Origin of the sequence: Allobosea sp. (genome assembly GCF_017308015.1) — a bacterium.
Classification (GTDB): Bacteria; Pseudomonadota; Alphaproteobacteria; order Rhizobiales; family Beijerinckiaceae; genus Allobosea.
The window spans coordinates 57,051-80,940 of record NZ_JAFKFW010000009.1 but is presented as its reverse complement, the minus strand read 5'-3'; the positions used below and the strand labels follow the sequence as shown (position 1 = coordinate 80,940).

The window sequence follows — 23,890 nt, the reverse complement described above, 5'->3', positions numbered from 1 at the left end:
GGCTCCTGCCTTGTATGGACCAGCGGAAATGCTGATCTACAATCCATGCTCAGTAATCGCGTTCGGGTCATCGACCTTGAGACGGCCGGGGACGGCCCCCATGATGTCTGTGAAATCGGTTGGCAGGACGTCTCGCTAGGAGCCGATGGACGCTGGGGAGTCACCGAGGAACGCGGCGCGCTTCTCGTCAATCCCGGCCGCGCCATCTCCGCCGATACGATGGCAGTGCACCATATTCGGGATGAGGACGTTGCTGGCGCGCCGTACTGGAAGGATATAGCGCCGTCTATCCTGAAGCCGGAGCGCGGAGTATTGGCTTTGGCGGCGCACCGAGCGGCGTTCGAACAGCGATACTGCCGACCGCGGCTGAGCGCGGGTGCTCAATGGATCTGCACCTGGAAATGCGCCTTGCGCCTCTGGCCGGAGCTGCCCCGGTTCTCAAATCAGATGCTTCGGTATCAGCGGAAGCCGGCGGGCCTCGTGCACGAGATTGGCTTGCCCGCTCATCGCGCGATGCCCGATGCGTACGTGACTGCGCACCATCTCCGCGACATGTTGAATGAAGCTTCGATCGACCAATTGCTTGCGTGGAGCATAGAGCCCGGCTTGTTGCCCCGCGTACCGACTGGCCCTGATCGAGGGAAGACATGGGATCAGCTCAGCGCGCCGGAGCTCTCCGAACTTGCCGCCAGTCGTGATGTCGATCTTCGGTTCAGTGCTAAGACCGAACTTGAGCGGCGAAATGGCCAGAACGAAGTCGACCGCGAACCTGCACAGGCACGCTTGCTCTGACGCTCCCATGCTCCGTCTGCTGCGCTTCTTGGTAAAGCGCGCTTTTGCCGACCGAGGTAGAGATCGTCGCGTGATGACCTGCCTCTCGATCACTCTCAGAGCCTCTGCCTGATCGATCAATCAAGCCGCCGCGAAACATGCAAAGAAGCTCTCGCGCTTCTCTCACCGCCCAACAGAAAACGGCCCCGGTCGCCCGAGGCCGTTGTTCAATATGCGCGTGCCGTCAGATCACGGCAGGCGGCACTCGGCCGGACGCGGTGGCATCCCGAACGTAAGGATCGGCATTTTCGTCGAAGCGCGACCAGCCGCCGGCTCGATAGTCGGCCTCGCGGGTCGCACGGTCGATCGGAGTAGCGCCGTCAAGGATAGCTTGAACGGTGGCCTCGTGCTCGGGTTCGGTGCGGACGGATACGACCGATCCGCCGCGGCGAACCGTCTCGGCGTAGTAGTTCGCCTCGTCCTCATCGTGGCCTTCCTTCACGAATGAGCCGACCAGACCACCGGCGGCGGCACCGGCGACGGCACCTGCGGCTGTGGCGGCAAGCCAGCCTGCGGCAACAACCGGGCCGACGCCGGGGATCGCCATGATGCCAAGGCCGGTCAGCAGGCCGGCTGCGCCGCCGACGCCGGCGCCGATTCCGGCACCTTCGGCGGCGTTGGTCTCGTCGGTCTTGCCGTCGCTGCCGACAATGCTGATGGCGCTGCTGGAAACGCCGGCGGCCTCGAGTTGGTCCACGACCGAGCGGGCGGTGGCGTGGCTATCGTAGGAACGGGTCAGCGTACGGGTCATGTCGTTCTCCAGTTTTTGCGGTGCGAGAGGCACGGATCAGTTGCGGGTGATATTGCCGCGATAATCGACCGAGACGTTGACCTGCGCCCCCGAGTGGGTCGCGGTGCCCTTCCAAACGCCGTTGTCGTCCTTCTTCAAGGCTCCAACGTTTGAATAGCCGTTGGCCTCGAGGCGGCTCTTGGCCTGGCCCTCGGTGAAGCTGTTGGCGCCCGGCAGCGGGGCATTCTTGTCGGCGTCAGCCTTTGGGGCGGGCATCGGCGACGTCGTCGACGTCTGTGCGATCGCGCCAAAGGATGTCGCGGAGGCGATCAAGGTGGCAATGAGCAGCTTCTTCATGATGGTCTCCCGTGGGCGTGCGGCCGATGCCGCGATGCACAATCCAACGGCAGATTGCCTCCAAAAGTTCCAGCGGAGCGGAATGGAACATGGGCTCTCAGGGTTCGTTCAGCAGCCATCGACCACCCAAATCGCTGGAGGATTAGATGGCGACCGAACCGAAGCCGCTCGACGACCTGTTCCATGACATGCTCAAGGACGTCTATTACGCGGAGAAGCAGATACTGAAGGCGCTGCCGAAGATGGCGAAGGCGGCCAAGTCGCCCGAACTCAAGAAGGCTTTCGAGACCCATCGCGAGGAGACCGAAGGTCACGTCGAGCGCCTCGGCGAGGTGTTCGAGCTCATCGGCAAGGCCCCGCGCGGCAAGACCTGCGACGCCATCCTGGGCATCATCGAGGAAGGCAAGGCGGTCATTGAGGATTACGGCGACAGCCCGGCGATCGACGCAGGCTTGGTGGCCTCGGCACAGGCCGTCGAGCACTATGAGATGGCCCGCTACGGCACCCTCAAAGCGTGGGCTCAGCAGCTCGGCCACAAGGATGCGGTCACGCTGCTCGACGCGACGCTCGCCGAGGAGACCAAGACCGACAAGACATTGACGCAGCTCGGCGGCGCCGCCAACACCGCCGCGACGAAGAAGGCAGCCTGATCATGGGAATTTTCGACAGCATCAAGAAGGCCATCTTCGGCGAGGCCAAGGCCGATACGGTCGCCACTTCAACGTCTGCTCCCGCACCCGGTGCGGTTGTCCCATCGTCCGGCACTTCCACCGCACCGGCCTCGTCGCCGGGAGGGACGACCGTCGGTCAGACCACGGCAAACATCGGCACTGCGCCTGGATCGGCGGCCTCGCAGCAGGTCGACGTCGCGCCGATCCTCGACAAGGCGGTCAAGGACAGCGGCCAGCAGCTGAACTGGAAGACGTCCATTGTCGACCTGCTCAAGGCACTCAAGATCGACAGCAGCCTGACCGCCCGCAAGGAACTGGCGCAAGAACTCGGTTACACGGGTGATACCAACGACTCGGCGACGATGAATGTCTGGCTGCACAAGGCAGTCATCAAGAAGCTCTCCGAGAACGGCGGCAAGGTCCCGGCTGATTTGCTCGACTGAGCGCAGAGGTCCCCGGCGACGTGCCGTCGGGGATCGTCAATCAACAAGCGAAAGCAGGCTTCCCGAGATCGGCCTGTTCCAAGGCTTGTCGAACGTCTTCACAGCGTCGTTGCCTTCGCCCAAGGCCTTCTGAGCTCCTCACTTCTTTCCTGCTGGATCATCTCCAAGGCGAGATTGAGCCGTGTGGTCGAAGTCGGCTGGACCACGAGATTTCGAGCCGCGGTCAGCTCATCCAATCGAGCGGCCGCATCGCGACGGCCATGAGGCTCACGCTCATCCAGACGCCGATCCAGAGCCAGAAGTCGAGCGAGACGAGATACCGCATCGGGTCATACCTCCGTTTGTCGGAGAGAAATGTCCGAGGTGGACGCGCAGTTTCCAGCTTTCGATAAAATGCAACCGATATGGGAAACGCCGCATTAACGCGCTCCGGCTTTGGGAGAGCGCGAGTTTCGATCGCCGTCAGACGGCTGCGGGTTGTGCTTTCTCACAAGGGTTCGACGATCGTACCCCCTTCCTGGCCGCCCGGATTTCAACTGCATGTTCTCGGCAGGCGTCTCTCAGGCCGAAGGCGATGACGTCGCCCTCAGTTTGCATGCTCGTGCCGATAAGGCGCTCTATGCGGCCGAAGGTCTCGGGCGAAATCGCATCGTCTCGTTCGATAGTCTTGATCAGCGAGCGGCGGTCTGACATTTGCAAAAGAAAGCGCCCGCCACTCAATGGCGGCGGACGCGTGCGCACATGGCCAAACTCGTCGACCGTTATCCCGTTTTCAGGTTATCCGCAGACTGCTTGCCAGACCTCTTGTCGGCAACGAGTTCGTAAGAGACCTTCTGGCCCTCGTTCAGGCCTCGTAGACCGGCTCGTTCCACCGCACTGATGTGAACAAAAACGTCGTTTCCGCCGCCATCCGGGGTGATAAAGCCATAACCCTTGGTCTCGTTGAACCATTTCACAGTGCCGCTAGCCATATTCGTCTCCAAAGTGGACGGCCAGCATGAGCCAAGGTCAGTTTCTCGGCAAGGTATGGACGACGGAGGAACTTCTGGATCTCGGCGCAGTCTCCCTAGCAGCATAGATCAATTGGAGCAGCTCCATGACCAACAGCCAGGACCGGGATATTCGCGAGGCCAACGCCCGAGCCGATAGGCAGACGGAAGGCTCGGGCGGCGGGGTTGTCGCACCAATGCACCCAGATCCGCATACGACCACCGACCCGGCGGTGGAGACGCCGGTTGAAGGTCGTCAGGGATTTCTGGGCCGCCCGGTGCTGGCGGTGCTCGTAGGGGGCCTTATTTTGGCTGGGCTTGCTTGGATCGTGGTCCACTATATGGCCGGGTGATCTCTTAGCACGCCCGTTGCGGGCGCAATGCGTCTGAGACGAAGCCGGAGTAAGGAGGGCCGACCTGCCGCGAGTAATAGCACCGCATCGGCCAAGGGACCCTGTCTTTGAATGCCCCGGTTATGGGCGCGCTCCTCGCGAACTCGACACGTCCGGAACGGCGTTCACGGCAAATCGTCTCTCTCAGTGAGGAACCCGGAAGATCGTCTTCCGTTGCGACCAGATGGGCCCGGATTCCAGGTTTTCTGCTACCAACGGGCCCGAAGTGATGAGAGCGGAATGGTCAACGAGAGCCCGCACGTCCGACAGACCATCCTGATCGTCGAAGACGAGCCGCTTCTGCTGATGGATGCGGTCGACATGGTCGAGGAGGCAGGATTTGAGGCTCTCGAGGCGTCGAATGCTGACCAGGCGATCGAGATTCTGGCATCGCGAGCCGACATCCGGATCGTTCTCACCGATATCGATATGCCGGGTTCCATGGATGGCTTGAAGCTTGCCCAGTATGTTCGCGGTCGTTGGCCCCCGATCGAGATCATTATCGTCTCTGGCCATCGCACGGTTCCTACCGAGGAGATGCCGGAGCGGGGGCTTTTCTTTTCCAAGCCCTATAGCCGCCACGCCATGACCGCGGCGATGCGACGACTGGTTTCATAAGAAGGCCAGCGGTGACCCGATCTGATTTAGCATCTCGCCAACCATCCATAAACTTTGAGCTGTGAAATGAGCTCTTCCGCAAGCTGACGTGAGCTACGTGTCGTTTGTGATGCAAGCGCTCCAGCCCCGTCGCGAAGAAAGGTCCCACCTGGTTCAGGCGGCGAAGCTGCGCCTGCCAGGGGCCGCGCAGGCGTGGAGCTGCATGATCCGCGAAATCTCACCTGGTGGTGCGCGCTTGCGGCTCCCGCGTGGCTTCGAGCCGGACGGAAGGGTTCTGATTACCGCTCTCGCAATCGGCACGGACAGGCCAGCACAGGTTGTTTGGCGGAATGAGACCTCGATCGGCATAGCTTTCGAGTGACTGCGACAGCGGGTTGCGGTCGTCCCACCAACGGCGTCAGGCATACGGCTTCAGCTTGGGGATGAGCGGGGCATGCGACGCGTTTCCTGAGCACGCTCCAGGGATTTCGCCGATCGCCGCGCGGAACGCAGTTCCTCGAGGGTGGGTTGCCACCATTCGCGGAGAAGGGCGTCCGGCGGGGTAGGGCGTCGTCCAGCCCAGGTCCTGACCAGTTCTTCGTGAGTTGGACGCCGCCACAAAGCCCAGCCCAGGTCATCCGGCTGTCCTGAGCACCACGAATAGTGCTGCCGGGCGGTGTCCGCGGGAACGAGTTCGCCGGGCATCTCAAGGACGACTAATGGTCGTTCATGCGACATCAGTACTCGGTCGGCCGGGGGAATTCGCTCGCGGGCACGGGATACCGCCGGCGCCGGCGTTCGGCCACAGTCGCCTTTACCTCTTCATATTCGGGCTGTGATTTCGCGGCCTCGCGCCGTTGCCTTCGAGCTTCCGGCTCGCTGCGTTCGGCGTCAGCTTCGATCGCCGGCCATCTCTTACGAAGCTCCTCGATCGATCGGAACGGGACCTGCCAGGCCTTATCCTCGCCGTTCCACCACGCCCAACGTGGCCGCCTGGGGCATCGATGCGCTGACGCTCGCCGGACATAAGCTCTACGCGCCCAAGGGGATCGGCGCTCTCTACCTGCGAAGCGGACACGCCATCCCGAGCGTTCTCGACGGGGCAGGGCAGGAGGGCGGTCGCCGACCGGGGACCGAGAACGTCCCCTATATCGTCGGGCTCGGACAAGCCTGCCGGATGGCCTGCGAACGGTTGGCGGGGGATGCGACACGGATTGCCGCATTGAAGGAGCGGCTGTGGCAAGCGCTTGCCGGGGGCGTGCCGGAGCTGAAGCGCCTGGGTGGGTCACATACCCTGCCGAATACGCTGAGCGTGCTCTTTCCCGGAACGGTCGGCAACGACCTGCTCGAGGCGACGCCCGCGATCGCGGCATCCACCGGTTCAGCCTGCCACGCCGGAAGCTCGAAACCCTCGGCAGTCATCCTCGCGCTCGGCATCTCGCCCGACAGGGCGCTCGGCGCCGTCAGGCTTTCGCTCGGTCGCGGGAGTAGCGATGCCGACATCGATTCCGCCGCGGCCGCACTGATCGAAGGCTATTGGACGCTGGCGGGTCAGAACACCAAGCCAGCACCCTCAGGAAAGGCGATCCCAGGCAAAGTTTCTCGGCTCGACAGCAAGCTATCGCAGTCGGGGGCCGTTCCGTTCGGTCGGGATTGAACGAGGACTCGCGCGTCGAAAACGATACTTCGTGAACTCTGCTCGACTCACCGCTGCGCCAAGGGGCGTCTCCGCCAGCTTGATAACATGATAAGCCCGCCGCTTGGGAAGCGACGGGCCTCTGACTTCTGTCAGGACTACGCGGTTCCGGCAATCGCCGGGAAACTGGCTTTGCCCTCCCGTCGGTTGCGGCCGGTACATCCGCGACGACGCATCCAACTGGAGAGCAGGCAGGCATCCGAGGATGCCGCGCTGACAACGAGATAAGCGCCACTTCGGTTCCCGCAAGATTTTAGCAGCCAGCGAACTCGGCGCCGGGAACGAGCGCCCAGCCCCGGGCGTTCAATCTCAGCCTCGCGGGAAGGCCGAAGGAGGATTGCATGGCGAACGAACAAAACCCGGCGGTCGAAAGCCTCCGGCAGGAACAGAAGATCCAACGCAAAGAAGAGCGCGAGCTGACCCCCGATCAAAAGCTCGAAAGAGCGCTCAAGGATACCTTTCCCGCGAGCGATCCGGTGGCTGAGCAGGTGCCGATTACACCGGGCGGTGCCGAGGAGCAGAAATGATCCGGGCGGCATTCTCCAGTCTGGCCGGCGCATGGATCGCACGGAATGTCCAACAGGGTGAAATCCCCGAACGGTTCGCGGTTCCCCTGACCCTGCTCGCGACCCGGCTCCCGACATCGGTCATCGTTGCGGGAGCGATCGGCTACGGGCTTTATCGCCTAAACCTGGAAGCGCAGGCCATGGCGGCAAGGGACGTTACCCCGAAACGCCGCGCTAGGCCGGCACCCTCACGCGGAAAGCCAGCGTCTCGGCGCACGCGACCGAACGCAAAGCGACAGACCTCCGCAGGCCGAAAGGCGCCAGATGCTTAAACTCTTCCTTGAAATGTCGATGCTAGCCTTCGAGTCGCAACAGGCCATCTGGCTCAGAAGCATGAAGATTGCCGCCGGCGGCACAGCCGGCGAGCGCGAGGCCCAGTTGATGGTGAAGGAGAAGGTCGCGGCTGCTCAGACGGCTGCCATAAAGGCGGCGACGGGCACGGGTCCCGTCGGCATCGCCCGCGGCTATCGGCGCAAGGTGCGGGCGAACGTCCGTCGTTTGTCGAAATAGATTCCTGTAATGAACTGGATCGCTGTCGCGGGCACTTTGGCCGCACTGTGCTCCACAATCAGCTTCGTGCCTCAGGCGTGGCGGATCGTCAGGACGCGCGATACGAAGGCGATCTCTCCGCTGACCTACAGTCTCACAGTGACCGGTTTTGCGCTCTGGACCACCTACGGCCTCGGCTTGGGCGAATGGCCTTTGATCATCACCAACAGCATTTGTTTCGTCCTCTCCGCCTTCATCCTGATCAGGACGCTCCTGCGGCGCCCAAAGAAGGAGGCGGTGGCCGAAACGATCGATCCTGCTGCTTGAGCCGCGCTGTAATTCGCTATGTCGTGCCGTCGGCAGTGCCTATGATTGTTCGATCATGCCGTTTTCGTCTCTGAGTGATCCGAAGATGCATGCTGTTCGTCGACGCGACCGTGAGCGACGCCATCCCTCTGCAACATTCGTCACGAGACGGCCGGCGGGCTCGACACCTTGGATTGCGAAAAGGGTGGGTATGCATGCTTCTCACCTACGCCATAGGCGATGTCCACGGTCGCTCTGACCTCCTTCAGACAGTCATCACATTCTGCGAGGAAGATGGGGCTCGCAGCGGCGGCACGCCGCGGATTATCTTCCTCGGCGATCTTGTCGACCGTGGTCGAGATGCAAAGGGATGTCTCGAAATTGTCGGCCGTGCCCTAACGGACTATCCTGCTTCGGTTTTCTTGCGTGGAAATCATGACGACTGGTTTCTCCGATTCCTGGAAAATGACCGGCGCCAGCTCCGCACTTGGTTCCATGATGGTGGCAGGGAAACCGTAGATTCCTACTGCGACCTCGATATCGACGATGCACGTCGATTCATCCTGAGCCAGCATCCTGGCCATCTCGACCTTCTTCGCCGCTCCACTTTCATGGTCGAGGAGGGCGCGCTTCTCTTCGTGCACGCGGGCATTCAGCCGGGCATTGTCCTAAAGGCGCAATCGCCTGAGGACCTGATGTGGATCCGCGAGCCGTTTCTCAAACCATCACGGCAAGCTGCCTCGGGTCATCGTCCACGGCGACTCGGTCATGAATCCTCCGCTGCCGGTGGTCACAGAGAATCGGATATCCATGGACACGGGCGCCTGCTGGACGGGCCGATTGTCGGTTCTCGTAATCGATCAGGGCGAAACAAGAGCTATCGTTCTTCCAGATCGATGGCGACAGCCGATCGATCGTCAAAATCGATTCTGTGGAACGCGACAGCGGGGATGGCACGCTGCTGGATGATCTAGCCTGGCTTGCGCCCCAGCAGTAACTCGAAGCATCTGGATTTATCCGGCTGCTCCTGGCGACGGGCACGGCCGTCGGTCGCGACGGCGCCGAGTTTGAAACGATCCATCGGCAGAGCTCGGATATTGTTCGCTTGATCAGACCGCGGTCATATCTTCGGTGGCAGACCGGCTCTGTCAAAGACCGGTATACTATCGATCGATCCCGCAGGATCGGCGCCTGTCGGAATATCCTCGGCCGCTTGGCGGACGGCTTCCTCCGATTCAGTTAATCCGTCCGTGGTATCGTTCGCATCGCTTCCCGCATCATGGACGTTGGTACGATCAGACACGCGCCTGTTATCTGACGGTTCGGTTCCATGGCCCGCTTCGATGGGATCCGGCACTAAATCACGCAAGGCATCAGCAGGTGCAGCGTCTAAGCGGTGCTTGTCGTTCGAGGTCATAGTTGGCTCCTATCGCTTTCCCAGACAAATTTGCGCCGGTCCTCATTGTTCCAGGGACACGACGGAACCAGAGCTGTGTCGAAGGCGTTTTCGCTCCACCGGAAACAAGGAGATTCAGCATGCGTCAGGAAGGCTTTGTATGTGACGCTTGCGGAGCGGCGAGCGTCCGTATTCCCAACAATCTCGGACCCAATAGCGATGTCTGCTGCGGGGGCTGCTCGCGAAGGCTAGCTTCCTGGTCGGAGTACCGGGCGACAATTGCATCGATGCTGCGCCATCAGCCGGGTCGACCGATTGCAGATCCGCTTTCCAACTGACGGCTTATCGCCAGTTAGTCAGCATTCCCGCCGTGTTAGTGGCTTCGATCTGCTCGCTGAAGCGGTTTCTGCACAGTTCCATTAGGGCTTCATGGGTCGCATCGGCTGAGCTGCAAAGCGCGTCGGTAACGAGGATCACGCGAAGGCCCCGATCGACGGCTCCCAACACAGTTGCCAATACGCAAACATCAGTTTTCCCCGCCGGATATGATGACGGTGTTTACGTGCTTGTCGGACACCCACCGATCCAGCGCGCCCTCGGCCCAAGGGAAATAAACGCGCTTGTCTAGGACCATCGCGGGCGGAACGAAGCGCTCAAGCACCGGGTGAGGGCGAACGGCTTCGGGACTAACCTTCTCAAGCGTTACGTCCGCCCACCGTTCATAGTATCTAGACCATGCGCCGGCCCCTTCGCCCGGCCGTTGGGCGGGAATGAACCGAGTGAACAAAGTTCGTTCCGTGTGCAGCCGCGTTATTTGCTCTATTGATGGGAGAATACGTTCCAGCCACGGAATGGCCCAGGGATAACCAGGGCCGAAAAGTCGCTGCATGTCGACGCAGAGGTGGATGCAGTTTTCACCGAGCGGACCGTGTACCAGGCCGTGCGCCGCCAAAGCTCGTTTTCTCCCAGGTCACCCATTAATCGCGGGATCGGTGCTTTTCCGCCGCCAGCCCCGACGGGTTAGCCTGGTCGAAGGGAGCGTGTGGACCCGTGGAATTCGGAGATCGCGGATTCGGCCCGGGCCGCCGTTGACCCTCTCCTCCGGGCTGCCCCGCCCGTTGAGCAATATGGAAATACCCTGGGGCGGAAGCATTTCCCTGCGCTAGCGGCGAAGCATGATCATCCTCCCACTCTTGAACTGCAGCGACCAATTTCGAACTGCAGCGACCAATTTCGCCATTTCGGCAGCCTCCGGGGTGCCTTCCTGGGCATCAGCCAGGCGATGTATTTTCGTGGCCGCTTCGGTGTATTCCTGCTGCGTGCTTATCTGCATTCTTCATTCCCACTTGTCTTCGCTCAGTTACCCTCAACAATCGGACCGTGGTGCCAGAGGTTGGCAACCGGCAATTGACTTTCGGGTAATAAGCGGTCGATTGGCGGCTGACGCCTCTCGTGATGACCTGAGCGACCGGGGGCGGTAATCAGGCCATCCGCGCGTGATTCTTGCTCGATACGGCAACATCCCAGCGGACATAAGCGCTCTCACCGGGGCATGACGATCAAGCCCCCGCCGGGGCCTGGGACACCGCTCATCGAATATCCGTGGGTCGCCGTGCGCTTCCGCTGCAATTACTCCGAGCGCGGCGGGGATTCGCGAACCGTCGCCTGCGCGATCGATTTTGGGAGCCATGCGAAGATGAACGAGCTACTGCATATCTTCATGTTGAGGCGGCCCTCCGGCAGCTCGGGACAGCGCTGTATCTCTTCATGGAGGACATGGACCCCGTATCGGTCCAATGCCTAGCGGGGTGGCGGTGAGGTGATGTAATTCTATGCTGAGAAAGTCCACGGCAAAATGACATCGACCGCCGCAGCCTTTCGCAGTTCTCGGTGGCGACTCACTGGCCGCCATAAGATGGCGCGCCAGCCTCGCCCGTCTCGCTTCGCTTGCGCCGCGCCATCGGCGTAGGTTGACGTCGGTTTCCCCGGATTGCTTTCGTCGGGGTGTCAGGCCGAGATAGGCGCCGACATCATTGGCGGAGTGGAAGCGCGAGGGGTCATCGATCGTGTGGCGGAACGTAAGAGCGGTGATGACCCCGACACCCGGGACTGACATCAGCCGCCGGGTCGTTACGTCCTCCCGAGCGAGAGACCGAACCTGCTGGTCCAGCTTGTCCTGTTCCTCGCAGACTTGCTCGTGAACGGCCAGCAGCGCCTCCACAACCGACGTAAGCCGGTGTCCACCGCTGAGCAGCTCTCGAACAAACCGCCGGAACTGAGCTCCTATCGATCGGCGGAACTGCAGCCCATATTCCTTGAGCATCGATCGAACCTGGTTTTCGAGATCGCGGCGGATGGCAACCAACCTCGATCGAGCAACAAGCACGGAGCGGATGGCCTGGTCGCGCCGCTCTTGACCTTGACCTCCCGATACCAGCCGACACGAACCAGTTCGGCCAGACCCCGGGCATCGTTCTCGTCACTCTTGTTCATGCGAACAGATAATGCCGCTTTCGCGCGGCGGGCATCGATACAAACGACAGGCAGACCTACTCGCTGGAGTTCGTGCCATAGCCAGCTCGACATGGCACCCGTCTCGAATCCGATCCTCTCAGCATGCGGCGCGCGTTTGCGAAGCAACTCTGCCAGGGCTCCGGGGTCGGACTTGGCTTTGCCCTGGAACACAATCTTCCCAGCATCATCGACAACGCAGACGCTGTTCTCCTTTTGCGACACATCCAGTCCGACATAATGTTTCACGATGAGCTCCTTCCGATCCTCCTCGGCCGGGGCCGTCGCTGATGCTTTGCCGAAAGGCGCAACGACAGCAATTACGTCATCGTCCGCAAAGTTGCCCCCCGATTGGAGTGCGCCCCTTGAGGCGGACAGCGTGACGGTGAGTAATTGACCGGAGAGCCGGGCTTTCGAAGGATGAAAGCCATGGTTCGACATCGTTCTCACCGCGTCGAGTTCAAGCGCCAGGTGGCCCAGGATTACCTGGCGGGCGAGACGCTCCACAGCCTCGCTCGGCGACACGATCTATCGCGCAACCTGATCCGCATCTGGATCCAGAAGTTCGAAGCCGGCGCCTTCGACGACGAGGCGGCGGCCGCCGATACGATTGAAACCTATGAGGCGCGCATCGCCGCGCTGGAGCGGCTCGTTGGCAGACAGACTCTGGAGATCGAGTTCCTAAAGGGGGCTCTAAAGCACGGACCGCGGCCGAGAAGCGCGACTACATCCGTCATCACCGGCCCCGCGGCATCTCCGTCGCAGAAGGATGTCGGCTGATGGGGATCGCGCGCTCGACCTATTACGACAAGCCGGCCACCAGCATCGACGACACAGCGCTCGTCGAGACGATGGCGGCGATCTCCGATCGTTTCGAGGCCTATGGCTACCGTCGGATGCAGGCAGCGCTGCGGCACCGCGGCTTTGTCGTCAATCACAAGAAAATCCGACGCCTGATGCGCGAGCATGGTCTTCAGCCGCGTCGTCGGCGGCGCTATGTCGCCACCACCGATAGCGATCACGAACTGCCGATCTTCCCGAACCTGGCGAAGAACATGGTCCCGGACGGCCCGAACCAACTCTGGGTGGCCGACATCACCTACGTCGCGATCACCGCAGGCTTCGTCTACGTCGCCGTCATCCTCGACGCCTGGTCGCGCAGGGTTGTCGGTTATGCCATCGGCCGCTCAATCGATGTCAGGCTGACGCTGGCCGCTCTGCGCTCGGCCATCGAAAGCCGAAGACCGCCACCCGGTTGCGTGCATCACACAGACCGCGGGTCGCAATATGCCGCCGGGCTCTACCGGCAGACGCGTGCCGACCATGGTCTCGTCGGATCGATGGGGCGCCGCGGCAATCCTTACGATAACGCCAAGGCCGAGAGCTTCATGAAGACGCTCAAGGTCGAAGCCGTCTATCCGATGGCCTATGAAACCTTCGAGGACGTCGCTGCCGACCTTCCACGCTTCATCGATCAGGTCTACAACGCCAGCCGACTGCACTCCGCAATCGGCTATCTCAGCCCGCAGCAGTTCGAGGATCAACACGCCCGGCTCATGGTCAAATCCGCAGCCTGATCCTGTCTACCCGCAAGGGCGCACTCCAGATCGGCGTCCAATGTTGACCCCTTGAGTATGCTTGGCGGCGAGGAGGCGGCGCGGCGGAGCTGGTCTGGATTGCGCAGCCGCGCCGGCTCGGGATCGGTGGTGTGCGGGGAACTCAGAGCCTTCTCTGATTGGGGTTGTTGAGGTCAAGCTGCTCATTCTGGGCTTTCCGGTTCGTGTCGCCCCGTGGATCACACGCTTCTCTTGGCGGTCGGCGCGAGCCTCGTTGAAGGCCGGCCGCCGCATGATGGGATCAGGAGGGCGCGGCGTCTCAATCTGTTTCACGACCTTGCAGGTTTGCGCCCGCAGGTTCTGGACTCTCAACGAGATCGCCTGGCCCATCGTCCCCACGGGAACGATCCGGTTCACCCTTTCGGGATCATGCGTCGTATTTGGTCCTCCCGTTTCGGCACGGCGGCGTCATGCTGTGGCCGTGGCGCCATTAGCGGGGTCCTTGCCCCCAACGGAACTCGGCACTGTCGCTCCACATCCGGTGGAGGATAACGGCGAGCTTGCGGGCAACCGCGACGCGGGCGCGGGCCATGCCGCGAGCCCTCGCGACCTTCATTCCCCAGGCACGCAGGCTCGACCATTTCTGGCTCCGCACCGGCAAGGTGTGCGCCGCCTCGTAGAGCGCGGTACGGGCGAGTTCGTCGCCGCAGCGGCTGATCTGGATGCCGGTCTCGCCCGACTGGTAGCGCGCCGGTGTCAGGCCAAGATGGGCGCCGACATCCCGCGACCGCCTGAACCGATCAGGCCGGTCGATCGTCGCCCGGAAGGCGAGCGCGGTGATAGGTCCCACGCCCGGCACGCTCATCAGGCGCCGACAGACCGTCTCTTTCTTGACGAGATCCATGACCTGCTTCGTCAGCCTGGCGAGGGCCGTCAGCATGGCGGCCAGCACCGACAGGAGCGGTTCGACAAGCGGCATCACCAGGGTATCGTCACCTGCCAGTTTGTGTACCCGGTCGGCGAAGGCTGCCCGTCCCGGCGTACCGAGCTTGAGACCGGCCTCGCGCAGGATCGCTCGCACCACGTTCTCGATCGAGCGCATCTCGTTGAGAACCGTGCGACGCGCCACCAGGAGCGAACGCCACAACCGGCACTGACGGCTCTTGACGTGCACCTGCCGGAACCAGCCCGTCCGCATGATCTGCGCCAGAGCGCGGGCGTCGTTGCGGTCGGTCTTGTTGGGCATGGTCTTCATCGTAGCATTGGCCTGGCGTGTCTCGATGCAATCGCAGCCAACCCCGCAGCGCACAGCCTGTCGTGAAGCCAGGCCGTCAGCGAGCACGCTTAAAGCCCGATGCGCTCCAGCGGCAGGTCGAGCTGGTTCAAGGCCGCGGCCAGAGCGGGAGGCTCACTCGCCGCTCGCGCCTCCTTCACGATCCGACCCGTTCCGTCGACAACGCAGATGGCGGTCTCTTCCAGCGACACGTCCAGTCCGGCATAGTAGTCCATGGCTGCTCCTTCCCGATGCTGGGGGCCGCTCAACACGGACCACGTTCCAACATCCCGAACGGAGCAGCCACCCTCAGGTTGAGACCCCAATCACCCCATCTGTTCTTGAAGCGCCAGCTCTCGTTGCCGGTCTCGACGATGTCGCAGTGATGGATGAGCCGGTCGAGGAGCGCGGTGGTCATCTTGGCGTCGCCGAAGACGTTCGCGACGCCGAGAGTGCTCGCAGTGTTCAAGGCGCCGCTGGAAGACCTACAGGCGCTCTGATCCCCAATAGGGTCAGCTCTCGGAGCGGAATCGGACACAGATGTTGGAACTGAAGCCGGAGCCGATGTCATGAGACCGCCGCGAGCGATCCGCGCAATCGTCTTCGCGATGTTAGCGCCCGCAGCCGCGGACGCGCTGCCGAATCCCGCGTCGAAATTCTGTGAGATGATGGGCGCGCGATCGGCGATCGCCACGCTTTCCTCGGGCGATCAGAATCGGCCTCTGCTATCTCACCGACCGCAAGATTGTCGAGGAAGGGAAGCTGTTCCGGATGTTCGAAGGCGAGAAGCTGCCGCGGTGTAACAACCCCTTCCTCGCGGATGAGCGGAAAGGCGCCCCGTTGCGCGCTTTCAATTCGCCTAGCACCGGACGGGTACCGGGCTGCTTCGGCGGCGTGCCCGCAGATCAACAGCCTTCGAAAGCGACCGATATCAAGCTGTGGCTGTTTTCTCCGTTATGCGCGTCGAGCCATCCGGTTCTTTGGCGAGCAGCGCGTTGTCGCTCGCCAGAGCTTTACCAGGCGAGCGCGATATTGCGTTCATGTAGCGCCTCGTAAGCTGTTCCGTGAAGGGGATCTCGGCCATTCCCTTCGCGCTGTACCAGGGCCGCCGGCGGTCCGCGCGCAGCACGAGCGTCGTCTCTTCCCGAGCGCGGGTTAGCCCGACATAGAGGTCGCGCTGGTCGAGTCCTTGCCAGTCCAGAAGCAGGAGCGCCCGGTCGACAGTCGCGCCCTGTAAACCGAACAACGTACTTACATAGGCATGGACGATATGGGCGTTGCCGTTGTCGTCGTGCCATTCCGAGAGCCTCACCCGCAGCTCGCGGACCTTCTCCGTGCCCTGGACCTTGAGAGGGATGGTCACCCGTATCGCGAAATCTCCATCTTCCAGGACGTTGATCTCGGCAATCCGCGCGACCGTGCCGTTGACGATCGCCGGATGGATGCGCGAGCGGCGCAGGAAGCGGACATGGTCGCCGACACATAAGGCGATCGTGCGCCGGATGCCATTTGGGCTGACCGTCGCGACCTGATGACTGATGCCCGTCAGTTGGCCGGCTGCGACGAGCTCCCTACGGAATCGGCGGCTGATCTCGTAGATCTCGTCGTTGGTCTTGACGATCGCCACAGCGCGACCTCCGCCGCCCCCGTCGTAGCGCTTGTTCAACCACGCTACGGCCTGGTCGACCGCCTCCGCCGGCGTGGCGGCGTGAGCGAGTCGTCCCTGACTGAGAAGTTCCGTGAAGGCGGCCGCGACATTGTCCTCCACCAGGTGAGCCATGACGTCCCTGTACCAACCCACCTGTCGATGGGTCGTCTTCAGTGTTGCCTGCGCGGCTGCCTTCTGAACGAGCTTGTAGCCGGAACCCGCCGCGATCGGGCGCAACTGGTCGGGATCCCCGGCCATGATGAGCTTGACGCCGCGCTCCTTGGCAAAGCGCAGCAGTTGCACCATGCGTTCGGTGCCGATCAGCGCGACTTCATCGACTAGCACGACCGTCCGGTCGTCGATGTCGAGCTCTCCCCGCCCCAGGATCGCCGCTAGCGCCGCGAACGGCACGCCGCAATCGCATCCTAGCGCCCCGCAGACCCGCCAGGCCTCCGCGGTCGCGATCACCTTGAAGCCCGCCTCGCGATAGGCGGCGACGACGGGCTTCAGCAAGGTCGTCTTCCCCGTTCCCGGCGCGCCGTGGATGAGGACGAGGCGGGCGCTCGAGCAGGCCGTCTTCGCGGCCTTGATCTGTTCATCGGCGAGCGGTCCGGGCGCTTCCTCGATCATGGCCGTGATCGCAGGCGCGGAGGCAAAGGGCGTTTGCGAAAGGGTCAGGGCCAGCTCGAAGCCCTCGGCTTCCAGTGCCAGCATCGACACGGTCGTCCACTGTGGAAGGCCGTACCTGAGCAGGGTGGTGACCCGCTGCAACTGTGAGGAAGCTTCCGTGACATGGTCCAGCAGGTCGATATCCGGCCTGTCGTGGACGCCGTCGACTACGAACTGCGACGCGAGGACCTGGGCGATCCGCTGGTGGCCGAAGACGGCCTCATGCTCGGTCGCGCGCGCGATCGCCCGGACAACCGTTTTCTCGCGCCGCTGCGGCGTCGCGTTTCGGGGCCTCGCGTTCTTACCCAGGATCTTGGCCTCGACTTCGGACAGGTCGATCCCGGCCGCCTGGGCCTCGTCCCTCCAGGCCTGGCGTAGCTCGCCGAGCTGCTTCGCTTCGCACGCTCCCCGGGTCAGCGACAGCGCGAATCTCTCGGTCAAGCCGGAGCGAAGCCGCGCCGTGCCCCGGTTCATGAAGTCCCGGGCTGCGGCTGTGCGCTTGCTGAACCGGCGCGTGGCCTCGCCGGGAACGCCGGCGACCCGGAAACGGCCATCGTTCTCGACCCGCTCGATGTCGAACCCGGCGTCGCGCAGCTCGTAGGCCAATGCCGAAAAGTGCCAAGCCGACAGGGCGAGCTTCCAATAGCGTAGCTTGCGATCATAAAGGAGCTTGAGCTGGCCATCCTGCGAGCGGACGATGTCGGGAACGATCGCGTGTGTGTGTAGGTTTGGGTCCGGATGCCCGCGGCCTTCGCCTTTGACGTTGCGCGCGGTGCCATGCATGAACAGCGCACAAAAAGAGACCGCCGGGCGGATCTGCTCCTTTTTCGAATTGCCGAAACGTTCGACGACGACGTGGCGGAAGAACAGGTCCATCGCTTGTTTGACGGCACGATCCTGCGCCAGCTCGATGCGCGCCTGCGTATCGGCATTCCCCAGGGCCCAGAGCAGGCTGACGGTCTTCGGAACCGAAAAGACGATGTCCCTGGCGGAAGGCTTGCCAGTTCCTGGCTTGCCCGCCGTGACCCAGACCTCTCCTGTCCAGGGCAGGCGCCTGTGCATCACCGCGTCCAGGTCTCCCTCATCGACGCGGACGCCGTCGGGCACGCGCATCCGCTCGTCGGGCGCGTACCATTGCCCCTCGGCCAGCCGTGGCACCGCCACAAGTTCCGCATCCTGATAGTAATACGCCGGCGAGAACGCCTTGTTGTCAGAAACGGCCATGTCGAAGCCCCCCGCTCCGGCGCAACCGAGCACATCCTCGTAGGGATTTCGCCGAACGGCGTCGCTAAAATTTGAGCGAGGGCACGCTTTCCGCCGAGCCGCCGATACCTAGTTGCGGTCATGGTTGCCGACGTGTTGCAGCGTGCACCGGAACGGTCGGGGGGGCGGTGCATATTACTATCCACCATTGCAAACCAACGCGGCGGAGCGTGAAATTTTTTCGCCACGCCTCGTGGCGTCGGCGACGCGGCGACACCGGCACAGAACAGGGCAAGCCACGTCACGGTCAAGCCCTGCCGGTAGATGCGCGCGAGAACCGAAACCGAAGGGAAGACTGAGGAAGAGCTCCTTTGGGACCAAGGGAAGAACACCCCCAGGAAAGGAAGACCCTCAGATGAAGACAATCTTCGGTTACGTTGCCACGCCGTCCGCATCGCGCCTCACCGACGCGCTCAGCGCCATGCTGGCGGAGGCTCCTCTCGGCGCCGCTGCCCAGGCCCTGGCCGCAAACAGCCTGCAAGGCGCTGCCGTCGCCGACAGCTACGTCGCACGGGCACTCACCCGGCTCGGCGTTCTCTCTGAGCTGACTGCGGCCGATCGCGGCCGGCTCCCCCGAGCCGATCGCGAGGCCTGCCGTCTCGCATACCTGCTGATCGGCGCCGACCTCGCCGCGGCGCTGCTCGCCGATGACAGCCACGAGACTCGCCGGAAGGTCCGGTTCGCCGCAAGCCGGCTCTATCCGGAAGACCCGACCGACATGGCGAACGGCCCCATCGAGTTCACGCTCGAAGTGGGGCCGGAGCAGGCCGGGCGCGTCGGCCTCGCCGCCATGGTCGACGGCAGCGGTGTCGGTTCGCTCGCCGCGATCCGGACCTGGGATCCCGATCGCGGCGGCGATCGCTTCCCGCTCTCGGACTACTTCGGCTTCCACCGCGATGTCGCGTGCGTGCGCGAAGCTCTCTTCGCCGGTGAGGATGACACCAATCAGACCGAGGCTGCGCTCGACGTCTCGGCTAAAGCTCGTATGGCGCTCCGGTTCGCGTTCAGCTTCTCGTGCGATCTCGCCATCCGCCGCTTCGACCGCAACGGTGTGCCCGTTCTCGTCGAAGCCTGACGCGTAAGGTCTGGGGAGCTCTGGCGGCGCTTGCGAAAGCGGCTGGACTTCGCGGCGCGGCGACCTGGCGCCATGGGTCACCGGCGGGCGGCCCTGCCGCTTCCCGAACAGGCAGCTGCCAGCCGCAATCGCGGTCAGCCAGTTCGCCCTCTACGGGCGGGCGAGCCACAATCCGCCGAACTCCGGAAAGACGGAGCCCCTCGCCATGGGCAGGTTCCTAAGACGGGCGCTCATGGCGCTGTCGTGCTCCTGCGACAGCTGCGGGCGCTTCCTGAGGGCGACTGTCGATCTCCCCGAGAGCGCCACGGTCAGGGCGATCCATGACCACCTGCCAAGCACCGCCTCGCTCCGCACGCCGAGGCCATGGCGGACCTGGCGCGGGCGCTACGCGCCGGCGACCACAACTCTCATTTGGCCAAATGAGAATGCAAAGCGTGATCCCACACCGCGCCATCGTCCTTTCCGGCTCCGGAGAGGAGCTCCTGCTGTGGCAGGGGACCGCGAGCGGGCGGGCAGCCCTAGTGGCTCCCCTGATCGCGGCCCTGCCACAGAACCTCGCGACCGCATGCGAGTTCCTCGAGGCATTCGACCTGGCCGACGTCGCCATGGCATTCCGTGCAGAGAACGGAGAGGCGAAATGACCCTCGCGACCCTGGCCTGGAGGGCCATCGACCGCCTCTTCGGGGAGGAGCCCGCCGTCGCCGCCCGCAGGATCCTGGCCGGGGACCTGCGGAGGCGGAGGGAAGGGCCAAGGCCTTGTTGAAGATCGCCTGGCGGGTCCGGACGGGCGGGGCCGCCAAGAGGCCGCCATTCGAGATCGGCCCGGCGCGGCCCGGAACATCGGAAACCGAGAAACTCGAGCTGATTCGGGCCTTCCCCGGCTTTCCCGGGACCATCCAGGGCAAGCCGTCGGCCGACGACGTCGTCACCGCTGCCCGGGCGCTCGCCCGCCTCGCGGTGCCCTGCGCGCCGGCTGCGGTCCTGACCGAGGTCGAGACCGCGCCCATCATGGTCGGAGGGGCAAGGGCCCCGCACAGGGGCGGAGCCATTGCCGAGGGGACCGGCGGACAGACGGAGCGGATCGCTCTCCCGCCCGCGCTCGCGGCAGCGGCAGTCGCCCTCTCGCTGGCCGGATCCGCGCACCAGCGCCGGATCGTGACAGTCAGTCTTGGAAAGAGCGCGACGGGGCGCGCCGCGAGGCGGATCGAGATCCTCTCAACGCGAGAGCAAGACGCCCGCATCCTGGCGGCGCTCCTGGAGAAAATGGGCCTGATGGCCGAGGCATCGGACCTCTTGAGGGAGTGCGCCGCACCCTGAGGGGAGCGGGACGGCGCCGGGAAGGAACCGGGAAGGACCTCTCACGGCACTGGGAGGCCCAGGAACGCGGGACGGCGACGGGACGGCGCTCCCACGGCAACGGGAAGCAACAGACGGCCCGAAAGGGCAATCCCGTGCCCGCCCCGTTCGGGGCGGGATCTCGGGGGAGATCCATCTGCGAGCAGATGGGGAAGAAGACCCCATCGAGACGGAGCCTGCCATGACGCTCACCGGAATGCAGCTGACGACCTACGCCGCGGGCACCTTCGCGAAGGTCCCCGAGCACCTCGACCAGGAGCCCGCCCGGTCCTTCGACCTGGCGGAGCGGCTCGGCGAGAGGGTCTGCGCCTGGCTGCGCGACGACCGCGGGCTCAAGGCCGGCGCAGACGTCCTGGAGCTGTCGTCCTCGATCCCCATGCGGGTGTTCGAGGCCCGGACCTCGCTAGACGAGCTCTGCAAGGTCAAGCACCAGTGCAAGTTCATGATGGACCACTCCGTCGAGGAGGCCTTCAAGGCCGACCCCACGCTGCGCCTGATCCAGAAGGTCGGCAGCAGCATGTGGCGCTGGGGCTGCGGCCGCGGCGGCTGGAACGAGACCGTCGACGCCTACGAGGGCATCCGCTCGTTCGAGATCGGCCATCCGGCCTTCGAGGCGACCTTCGACCACTCGACCGGCTACAACGAGCGCGGCTACTCCGAGCACAGCCGGACCTTTCTCGACGGCGCCCTGGCGTTCCTCGTCCATTACAAGGGGGAGCACGTCCTGACGGTCGGCTTCTCCCTGATGGCGGGCCGGCGCCTGCTGCTGCAGCAGGTCCAGGCCAAGTCCCGGACCGGCAACCGCTGGATGTTCAAGCTGCCGCGCAACCTCACCGAGCACGTGCTCGACCGCCTCGCGGCCGCGTTCCCGAACCACGCGCTCTTCGTCGCCGACGGCGGCGACCTGATCGGCGAGACGCTCGCCAGCTACCGCCGGGGCCTCAGGGCCGCCACCGAGGACAGCGCGCGGGCCCGCAAGGCCCTCGAGCGCGACCCGAAGGACGAGCGCGGCCTGCGCCGCCTCGCGGAATCGCGCGCCGAGCGCAGGACCTTCAAGGACAAGATCGCCCACTGCAAGGCCGACCTGCCGCGGATCGCGGCGGCCTACGCGGCGAGCGGCCGCCACGCGCTGGGCCAGACGCTCAAGGTCAACGGCCTGCGGCACTACGCCGTCCTATCGGACGCTGGAGCGAGGACGGCCGCATGAGCCTCACCGGAACCGTCCGGATCCCGGCCCAGGCCGCCGTCGTGGCGCTCTTCCAGTCCCATCTGCTCGAGGGGCACCCGGCGCGCGCCGAGATCAAACGCATGGCCCTCTCGGCCGAGGCCGGGCGGGCCGCGAGGACGGCCGCCTTCGGCAGCTCCGACCCCATGATCGCGGCCGCGATCCGGGACCGGATCGCCTACTCAGAGCGGGCCGACGACCTCTACGTGAAGCCCGACCTGCTCGGGGACGCCATCGCGACGCTGTCCGCGATCGCGCTCGCGGCCGGATCCGAGGCCGGGCGCCTCGAGGGCGAGGCCATAGCCCGCACCGCCCAGGGCGGCGATCCCGATCCCGACGACGCCCGCAAGGTCGCCGTGGTCAGGACGCTCGAGCGCGACGCCGGCATCCTCATGGGCCTCGCCCATGGCGCGCGCATCGCGGCGCCGGCGCACGAGGACGGCCGGGGGACCGGGACGTGACGGAGGCAAGGCGCACCTGGCGCGCGACCCTGAGGGACGACGCCGGGCAGGAGGTGGCCGGATGGCTCGGCCCCGCCGAATCGGCGGCCCAGGCCAGGGCCATCCTCGACAGGCTCGTCAGGGCGGCATGGCTGATCCGGACCGGGCGGGAGGGGCAACCCTGGACTTGGGCCGCGGAGGCGCCCGAGGGCACCAGCGCGGAAGGCGGCGCCGACGAACTCCTCAACCTCGAGTGGACCGCCCTCGACGCGATGCGCCGGGTCGCGGACCCAGGGCGCCCCGACATGCCGGAGCGGCGGGCACGGGCGCTCGCGGAGGCGATCCTCAGGATCGCGGCATCCGATCCCGCCATCGCGGGAGGGAGACTCATCGTAGGCCTCGACCCGATCGGGGCGGCGGACCTCGACCACAGCTACGGACCGCGGGTGTTCTGCGGGCAAATCGTCCTCGCGGGCGAGGGACGCCAGGCGAGGGACGCCACCACCGGCCGGCCGCTGGCGCGCGCCGCGATCGCGCTCGCGCTCGCCTCCCAGTCCACGAAGGAGCGGCACCAGACGCTGGACCTCCCCGCGAGCGCCTCGGCGCGGGCGATATTCAGGAACGGCCTCAAGGGGCGCCTCCCGGCCGACGCCGCGTCCGTCGCCGCGTTCCTCAAGTCGGCCGGACTCGACCAGGAGGCGGGGGAGCTCGAGCGAGAGGCCATCCCGTAGGATCGCCAAAGCCCGAGCGCCGTTCGGGCAACCAGGCGGGATCTCCTGCCTCCTCCTCGCGCCCTCCCCTTGGGGGAGCCCGACATCAGAGACCAGCGACGACTGTTCCGACGTACGACGGAACGGAGGAGCTCCCGGCCCTGTCGGGCCTGCGCACCCGAATGCGGGAAAGGGGCCTTGGCGATATCGGATTGCGGGGTGGACCCACCGGATCCCGGACCGGAGGAGGGAGGGGAAGATGTACACCATCATCGCCGGCGTCATGAACAAGATGTTTGACACCGACAACGTGAACGCGGCGGCCGCCGCGCTGCTGGAGGCCGACCCGCTATCGCGGGGGATCGTCCCGGGAGAGACGCTCGTGATCGAGGCCGACATCCTGGAGATGACGGCCACCGTCAGGATCGCAGGCGGAGACGCGGTCCCCGTCACGCCGCTCACCGCCAAGGCGATCGCATCGTGCGCCCGCACCCGGAAGCCGGGGAATGCGCTCCACCAGATCCGGAACATCGTCGCCACGGTACCCGCGGCCCAGGCCTCGGCGACCCTGCGCGCCGCGGAGGCGGCGGACCCCGGCAGGAAGCCGAGGGAGGCGGCCGGCAGAGCGGCCGCGCACCTGCGGCGCTACGGCTGGAAGGCCCTCGCCCGCCAGGTCGAGGCGCAGGCGAGGAGAGGCTGAC

At 64.5% G+C, this 23,890-nt stretch carries 28 protein-coding genes and 3 pseudogenes; 21 read left to right on the top strand and 10 right to left on the bottom strand.

Annotated elements, in window-relative coordinates:
* Positions 1–45 precede the first annotated feature (45 nt).
* Positions 46–792: an exonuclease domain-containing protein gene (locus J0I42_RS09975; protein WP_291654672.1), complete on the top strand. Its 747-nt coding sequence runs from the start codon at positions 46–48 to the stop codon at positions 790–792.
* Positions 793–1,015: 223 nt separating this feature from the next.
* Here the strand turns inward: J0I42_RS09975 and J0I42_RS09970 are convergent, their stop codons facing one another.
* A complete protein-coding gene (locus J0I42_RS09970; RefSeq protein ID WP_291654671.1) occupies positions 1,016–1,582 on the bottom strand; it encodes a hypothetical protein in 567 nt (188 codons plus the stop codon).
* Positions 1,583–1,618: 36 nt separating this feature from the next.
* Positions 1,619–1,918: a PepSY domain-containing protein gene (locus tag J0I42_RS09965; RefSeq protein ID WP_055728248.1), complete on the bottom strand. Its 300-nt coding sequence runs from the start codon at positions 1,916–1,918 to the stop codon at positions 1,619–1,621.
* A gap of 146 nt (positions 1,919–2,064) precedes the next feature.
* Here J0I42_RS09965 and J0I42_RS09960 point away from each other — a divergent pair, with 146 nt between their 5' ends.
* The 3 genes from J0I42_RS09960 to J0I42_RS09950 all read left to right on the top strand — a co-directional run bounded on the left by J0I42_RS09960 (position 2,065) and on the right by J0I42_RS09950 (position 3,722).
* Positions 2,065–2,568 (top strand): YciE/YciF ferroxidase family protein, encoded by a 504-nt coding sequence (locus J0I42_RS09960; RefSeq protein WP_055728249.1) that lies wholly within the window; start codon positions 2,065–2,067, stop codon positions 2,566–2,568.
* A gap of 2 nt (positions 2,569–2,570) precedes the next feature.
* Entirely contained in the window at positions 2,571–3,032 is a 462-nt protein-coding gene (locus J0I42_RS09955) for a DUF3597 domain-containing protein (RefSeq protein ID WP_291654670.1), read from the top strand.
* Between the two features lie 540 nt (positions 3,033–3,572).
* The gene (locus J0I42_RS09950) at positions 3,573–3,722 is read left to right on the top strand and encodes a hypothetical protein (protein WP_291654669.1); all 150 of its coding nucleotides are present in this window, start codon (positions 3,573–3,575) and stop codon (positions 3,720–3,722) included.
* Positions 3,723–3,793: 71 nt separating this feature from the next.
* Here the strand turns inward: J0I42_RS09950 and J0I42_RS09945 are convergent, their stop codons facing one another.
* Positions 3,794–4,003, bottom strand: coding sequence for a cold-shock protein (locus tag J0I42_RS09945; protein ID WP_291654668.1), 210 nt, complete (start codon positions 4,001–4,003; stop codon positions 3,794–3,796).
* Between the two features lie 125 nt (positions 4,004–4,128).
* Between J0I42_RS09945 and J0I42_RS09940 the strand changes: the two genes are divergently transcribed.
* The 8 genes from J0I42_RS09940 to J0I42_RS09910 all read left to right on the top strand — a co-directional run bounded on the left by J0I42_RS09940 (position 4,129) and on the right by J0I42_RS09910 (position 9,041).
* On the top strand, positions 4,129–4,374 hold the full coding sequence (locus J0I42_RS09940; protein ID WP_291654667.1) for a hypothetical protein: 246 nt from the start codon (positions 4,129–4,131) through the stop codon (positions 4,372–4,374).
* 279 nt (positions 4,375–4,653) lie between these two features.
* On the top strand, positions 4,654–5,031 hold the full coding sequence (locus J0I42_RS09935; RefSeq protein ID WP_291654666.1) for a response regulator: 378 nt from the start codon (positions 4,654–4,656) through the stop codon (positions 5,029–5,031).
* A 109-nt stretch (positions 5,032–5,140) separates the two neighbouring features.
* Complete coding sequence (locus J0I42_RS23990; protein WP_366509825.1) at positions 5,141–5,392, top strand: PilZ domain-containing protein; 252 nt, start codon at positions 5,141–5,143, stop codon at positions 5,390–5,392.
* Positions 5,393–5,686: 294 nt separating this feature from the next.
* Positions 5,687–6,667 carry a cysteine desulfurase family protein gene (locus J0I42_RS09930; protein ID WP_366509819.1) on the top strand — a complete coding sequence of 327 codons (981 nt, stop codon included), beginning with the start codon at positions 5,687–5,689 and terminating at the stop codon, positions 6,665–6,667.
* Positions 6,668–7,047: 380 nt separating this feature from the next.
* Complete coding sequence (locus J0I42_RS09925; RefSeq protein WP_291654664.1) at positions 7,048–7,233, top strand: hypothetical protein; 186 nt, start codon at positions 7,048–7,050, stop codon at positions 7,231–7,233.
* Between the two features lie 372 nt (positions 7,234–7,605).
* The gene (locus tag J0I42_RS09920; protein ID WP_366509818.1) at positions 7,606–7,782 is read left to right on the top strand and encodes a hypothetical protein; all 177 of its coding nucleotides are present in this window, start codon (positions 7,606–7,608) and stop codon (positions 7,780–7,782) included.
* A 9-nt stretch (positions 7,783–7,791) separates the two neighbouring features.
* Positions 7,792–8,088, top strand: a complete 297-nt coding sequence (locus J0I42_RS09915; protein WP_291654662.1) for a SemiSWEET family sugar transporter — start codon at positions 7,792–7,794, stop codon at positions 8,086–8,088.
* A 194-nt stretch (positions 8,089–8,282) separates the two neighbouring features.
* Entirely contained in the window at positions 8,283–9,041 is a 759-nt protein-coding gene (locus J0I42_RS09910) for a metallophosphoesterase (protein ID WP_291654661.1), read from the top strand.
* Positions 9,042–9,187: 146 nt separating this feature from the next.
* Here J0I42_RS09910 and J0I42_RS09905 read toward each other — a convergent pair whose 3' ends face one another.
* The 4 genes and pseudogenes from J0I42_RS09905 to J0I42_RS24105 form a co-directional block, all read right to left on the bottom strand.
* Positions 9,188–9,484, bottom strand: a complete 297-nt coding sequence (locus J0I42_RS09905; protein WP_291654660.1) for a hypothetical protein — start codon at positions 9,482–9,484, stop codon at positions 9,188–9,190.
* 321 nt (positions 9,485–9,805) lie between these two features.
* The gene (locus tag J0I42_RS23985; RefSeq protein ID WP_366509816.1) at positions 9,806–9,940 is read right to left on the bottom strand and encodes a hypothetical protein; all 135 of its coding nucleotides are present in this window, start codon (positions 9,938–9,940) and stop codon (positions 9,806–9,808) included.
* A gap of 49 nt (positions 9,941–9,989) precedes the next feature.
* Complete coding sequence (locus J0I42_RS09900) at positions 9,990–10,352, bottom strand: hypothetical protein (protein ID WP_366509824.1); 363 nt, start codon at positions 10,350–10,352, stop codon at positions 9,990–9,992.
* 1,068 nt (positions 10,353–11,420) lie between these two features.
* Positions 11,421–12,223, bottom strand: a pseudogene (locus tag J0I42_RS24105) (IS110 family RNA-guided transposase); the annotation flags it as partial.
* A gap of 180 nt (positions 12,224–12,403) precedes the next feature.
* Here J0I42_RS24105 and J0I42_RS09885 point away from each other — a divergent pair.
* Positions 12,404–12,754, top strand: a complete 351-nt coding sequence (locus tag J0I42_RS09885) for a transposase (protein ID WP_291654658.1) — start codon at positions 12,404–12,406, stop codon at positions 12,752–12,754.
* Positions 12,703–13,551 (top strand): IS3 family transposase, encoded by an 849-nt coding sequence (locus J0I42_RS09880; RefSeq protein ID WP_366509823.1) that lies wholly within the window; start codon positions 12,703–12,705, stop codon positions 13,549–13,551. Before J0I42_RS09885 ends, J0I42_RS09880 begins: the two co-directional genes overlap by 52 nt.
* Positions 13,552–13,998: 447 nt before the next feature.
* Here J0I42_RS09880 and J0I42_RS09875 read toward each other — a convergent pair.
* From J0I42_RS09875 to mobF, 3 genes and pseudogenes are all read right to left on the bottom strand, one after another.
* Positions 13,999–15,039, bottom strand: a pseudogene (locus tag J0I42_RS09875) (IS110 family RNA-guided transposase).
* 29 nt (positions 15,040–15,068) lie between these two features.
* Positions 15,069–15,239 (bottom strand): annotated as a pseudogene (locus tag J0I42_RS09870) (ATP-binding protein); the annotation flags it as partial.
* Between the two features lie 495 nt (positions 15,240–15,734).
* A complete protein-coding gene (gene mobF / locus J0I42_RS09865; RefSeq protein ID WP_291654657.1) occupies positions 15,735–18,344 on the bottom strand; it encodes a MobF family relaxase in 2,610 nt (869 codons plus the stop codon).
* A gap of 460 nt (positions 18,345–18,804) precedes the next feature.
* Here mobF and J0I42_RS09860 point away from each other — a divergent pair, with 460 nt between their 5' ends.
* The 7 genes from J0I42_RS09860 (at position 18,805) to J0I42_RS09830 (ending at position 23,889) form a co-directional block, all read left to right on the top strand.
* The gene (locus J0I42_RS09860; protein WP_291654656.1) at positions 18,805–19,458 is read left to right on the top strand and encodes a hypothetical protein; all 654 of its coding nucleotides are present in this window, start codon (positions 18,805–18,807) and stop codon (positions 19,456–19,458) included.
* 425 nt (positions 19,459–19,883) lie between these two features.
* Complete coding sequence (locus J0I42_RS09855) at positions 19,884–20,099, top strand: hypothetical protein (protein WP_291654655.1); 216 nt, start codon at positions 19,884–19,886, stop codon at positions 20,097–20,099.
* 115 nt (positions 20,100–20,214) lie between these two features.
* Positions 20,215–20,775 (top strand): hypothetical protein, encoded by a 561-nt coding sequence (locus J0I42_RS09850; protein WP_291654654.1) that lies wholly within the window; start codon positions 20,215–20,217, stop codon positions 20,773–20,775.
* Between the two features lie 220 nt (positions 20,776–20,995).
* Entirely contained in the window at positions 20,996–22,021 is a 1,026-nt protein-coding gene (locus J0I42_RS09845) for a hypothetical protein (RefSeq protein WP_291654653.1), read from the top strand.
* Positions 22,018–22,500: a hypothetical protein gene (locus J0I42_RS09840; RefSeq protein WP_291654652.1), complete on the top strand. Its 483-nt coding sequence runs from the start codon at positions 22,018–22,020 to the stop codon at positions 22,498–22,500. Before J0I42_RS09845 ends, J0I42_RS09840 begins: the two co-directional genes overlap by 4 nt.
* Positions 22,497–23,210, top strand: a complete 714-nt coding sequence (locus J0I42_RS09835; RefSeq protein ID WP_291654651.1) for a hypothetical protein — start codon at positions 22,497–22,499, stop codon at positions 23,208–23,210. Before J0I42_RS09840 ends, J0I42_RS09835 begins: the two co-directional genes overlap by 4 nt.
* A gap of 238 nt (positions 23,211–23,448) precedes the next feature.
* Positions 23,449–23,889 carry a hypothetical protein gene (locus J0I42_RS09830; protein WP_291654650.1) on the top strand — a complete coding sequence of 147 codons (441 nt, stop codon included), beginning with the start codon at positions 23,449–23,451 and terminating at the stop codon, positions 23,887–23,889.
* Position 23,890: the final 1 nt, after the last annotated feature.

Coding starts and splice junctions, on each gene's coding strand:
- J0I42_RS09900 (WP_366509824.1), bottom strand. CDS start 10,352: ATGCAGCGACTTTTCGGCCCTGGTTATCCCTGGGCCATTCCGTGGCTG.
- J0I42_RS09950 (WP_291654669.1), top strand. CDS start 3,573: ATGTTCTCGGCAGGCGTCTCTCAGGCCGAAGGCGATGACGTCGCCCTC.
- J0I42_RS09920 (WP_366509818.1), top strand. CDS start 7,606: ATGAAGATTGCCGCCGGCGGCACAGCCGGCGAGCGCGAGGCCCAGTTG.
- J0I42_RS09970 (WP_291654671.1), bottom strand. CDS start 1,582: ATGACCCGTACGCTGACCCGTTCCTACGATAGCCACGCCACCGCCCGC.
- J0I42_RS09885 (WP_291654658.1), top strand. CDS start 12,404: ATGGTTCGACATCGTTCTCACCGCGTCGAGTTCAAGCGCCAGGTGGCC.
- J0I42_RS09935 (WP_291654666.1), top strand. CDS start 4,654: ATGGTCAACGAGAGCCCGCACGTCCGACAGACCATCCTGATCGTCGAA.
- J0I42_RS09840 (WP_291654652.1), top strand. CDS start 22,018: ATGAGCCTCACCGGAACCGTCCGGATCCCGGCCCAGGCCGCCGTCGTG.
- J0I42_RS09910 (WP_291654661.1), top strand. CDS start 8,283: ATGCTTCTCACCTACGCCATAGGCGATGTCCACGGTCGCTCTGACCTC.
- J0I42_RS09965 (WP_055728248.1), bottom strand. CDS start 1,918: ATGAAGAAGCTGCTCATTGCCACCTTGATCGCCTCCGCGACATCCTTT.
- mobF (WP_291654657.1), bottom strand. CDS start 18,344: ATGGCCGTTTCTGACAACAAGGCGTTCTCGCCGGCGTATTACTATCAG.
- J0I42_RS09955 (WP_291654670.1), top strand. CDS start 2,571: ATGGGAATTTTCGACAGCATCAAGAAGGCCATCTTCGGCGAGGCCAAG.
- J0I42_RS09860 (WP_291654656.1), top strand. CDS start 18,805: ATGCTGGCGGAGGCTCCTCTCGGCGCCGCTGCCCAGGCCCTGGCCGCA.
- J0I42_RS09845 (WP_291654653.1), top strand. CDS start 20,996: ATGACGCTCACCGGAATGCAGCTGACGACCTACGCCGCGGGCACCTTC.
- J0I42_RS09830 (WP_291654650.1), top strand. CDS start 23,449: ATGTACACCATCATCGCCGGCGTCATGAACAAGATGTTTGACACCGAC.
- J0I42_RS09945 (WP_291654668.1), bottom strand. CDS start 4,003: ATGGCTAGCGGCACTGTGAAATGGTTCAACGAGACCAAGGGTTATGGC.
- J0I42_RS09855 (WP_291654655.1), top strand. CDS start 19,884: ATGCAAAGCGTGATCCCACACCGCGCCATCGTCCTTTCCGGCTCCGGA.
- J0I42_RS09915 (WP_291654662.1), top strand. CDS start 7,792: ATGAACTGGATCGCTGTCGCGGGCACTTTGGCCGCACTGTGCTCCACA.
- J0I42_RS09960 (WP_055728249.1), top strand. CDS start 2,065: ATGGCGACCGAACCGAAGCCGCTCGACGACCTGTTCCATGACATGCTC.
- J0I42_RS09925 (WP_291654664.1), top strand. CDS start 7,048: ATGGCGAACGAACAAAACCCGGCGGTCGAAAGCCTCCGGCAGGAACAG.
- J0I42_RS09975 (WP_291654672.1), top strand. CDS start 46: ATGCTCAGTAATCGCGTTCGGGTCATCGACCTTGAGACGGCCGGGGAC.
- J0I42_RS09905 (WP_291654660.1), bottom strand. CDS start 9,484: ATGACCTCGAACGACAAGCACCGCTTAGACGCTGCACCTGCTGATGCC.
- J0I42_RS09940 (WP_291654667.1), top strand. CDS start 4,129: ATGACCAACAGCCAGGACCGGGATATTCGCGAGGCCAACGCCCGAGCC.
- J0I42_RS23990 (WP_366509825.1), top strand. CDS start 5,141: ATGCAAGCGCTCCAGCCCCGTCGCGAAGAAAGGTCCCACCTGGTTCAG.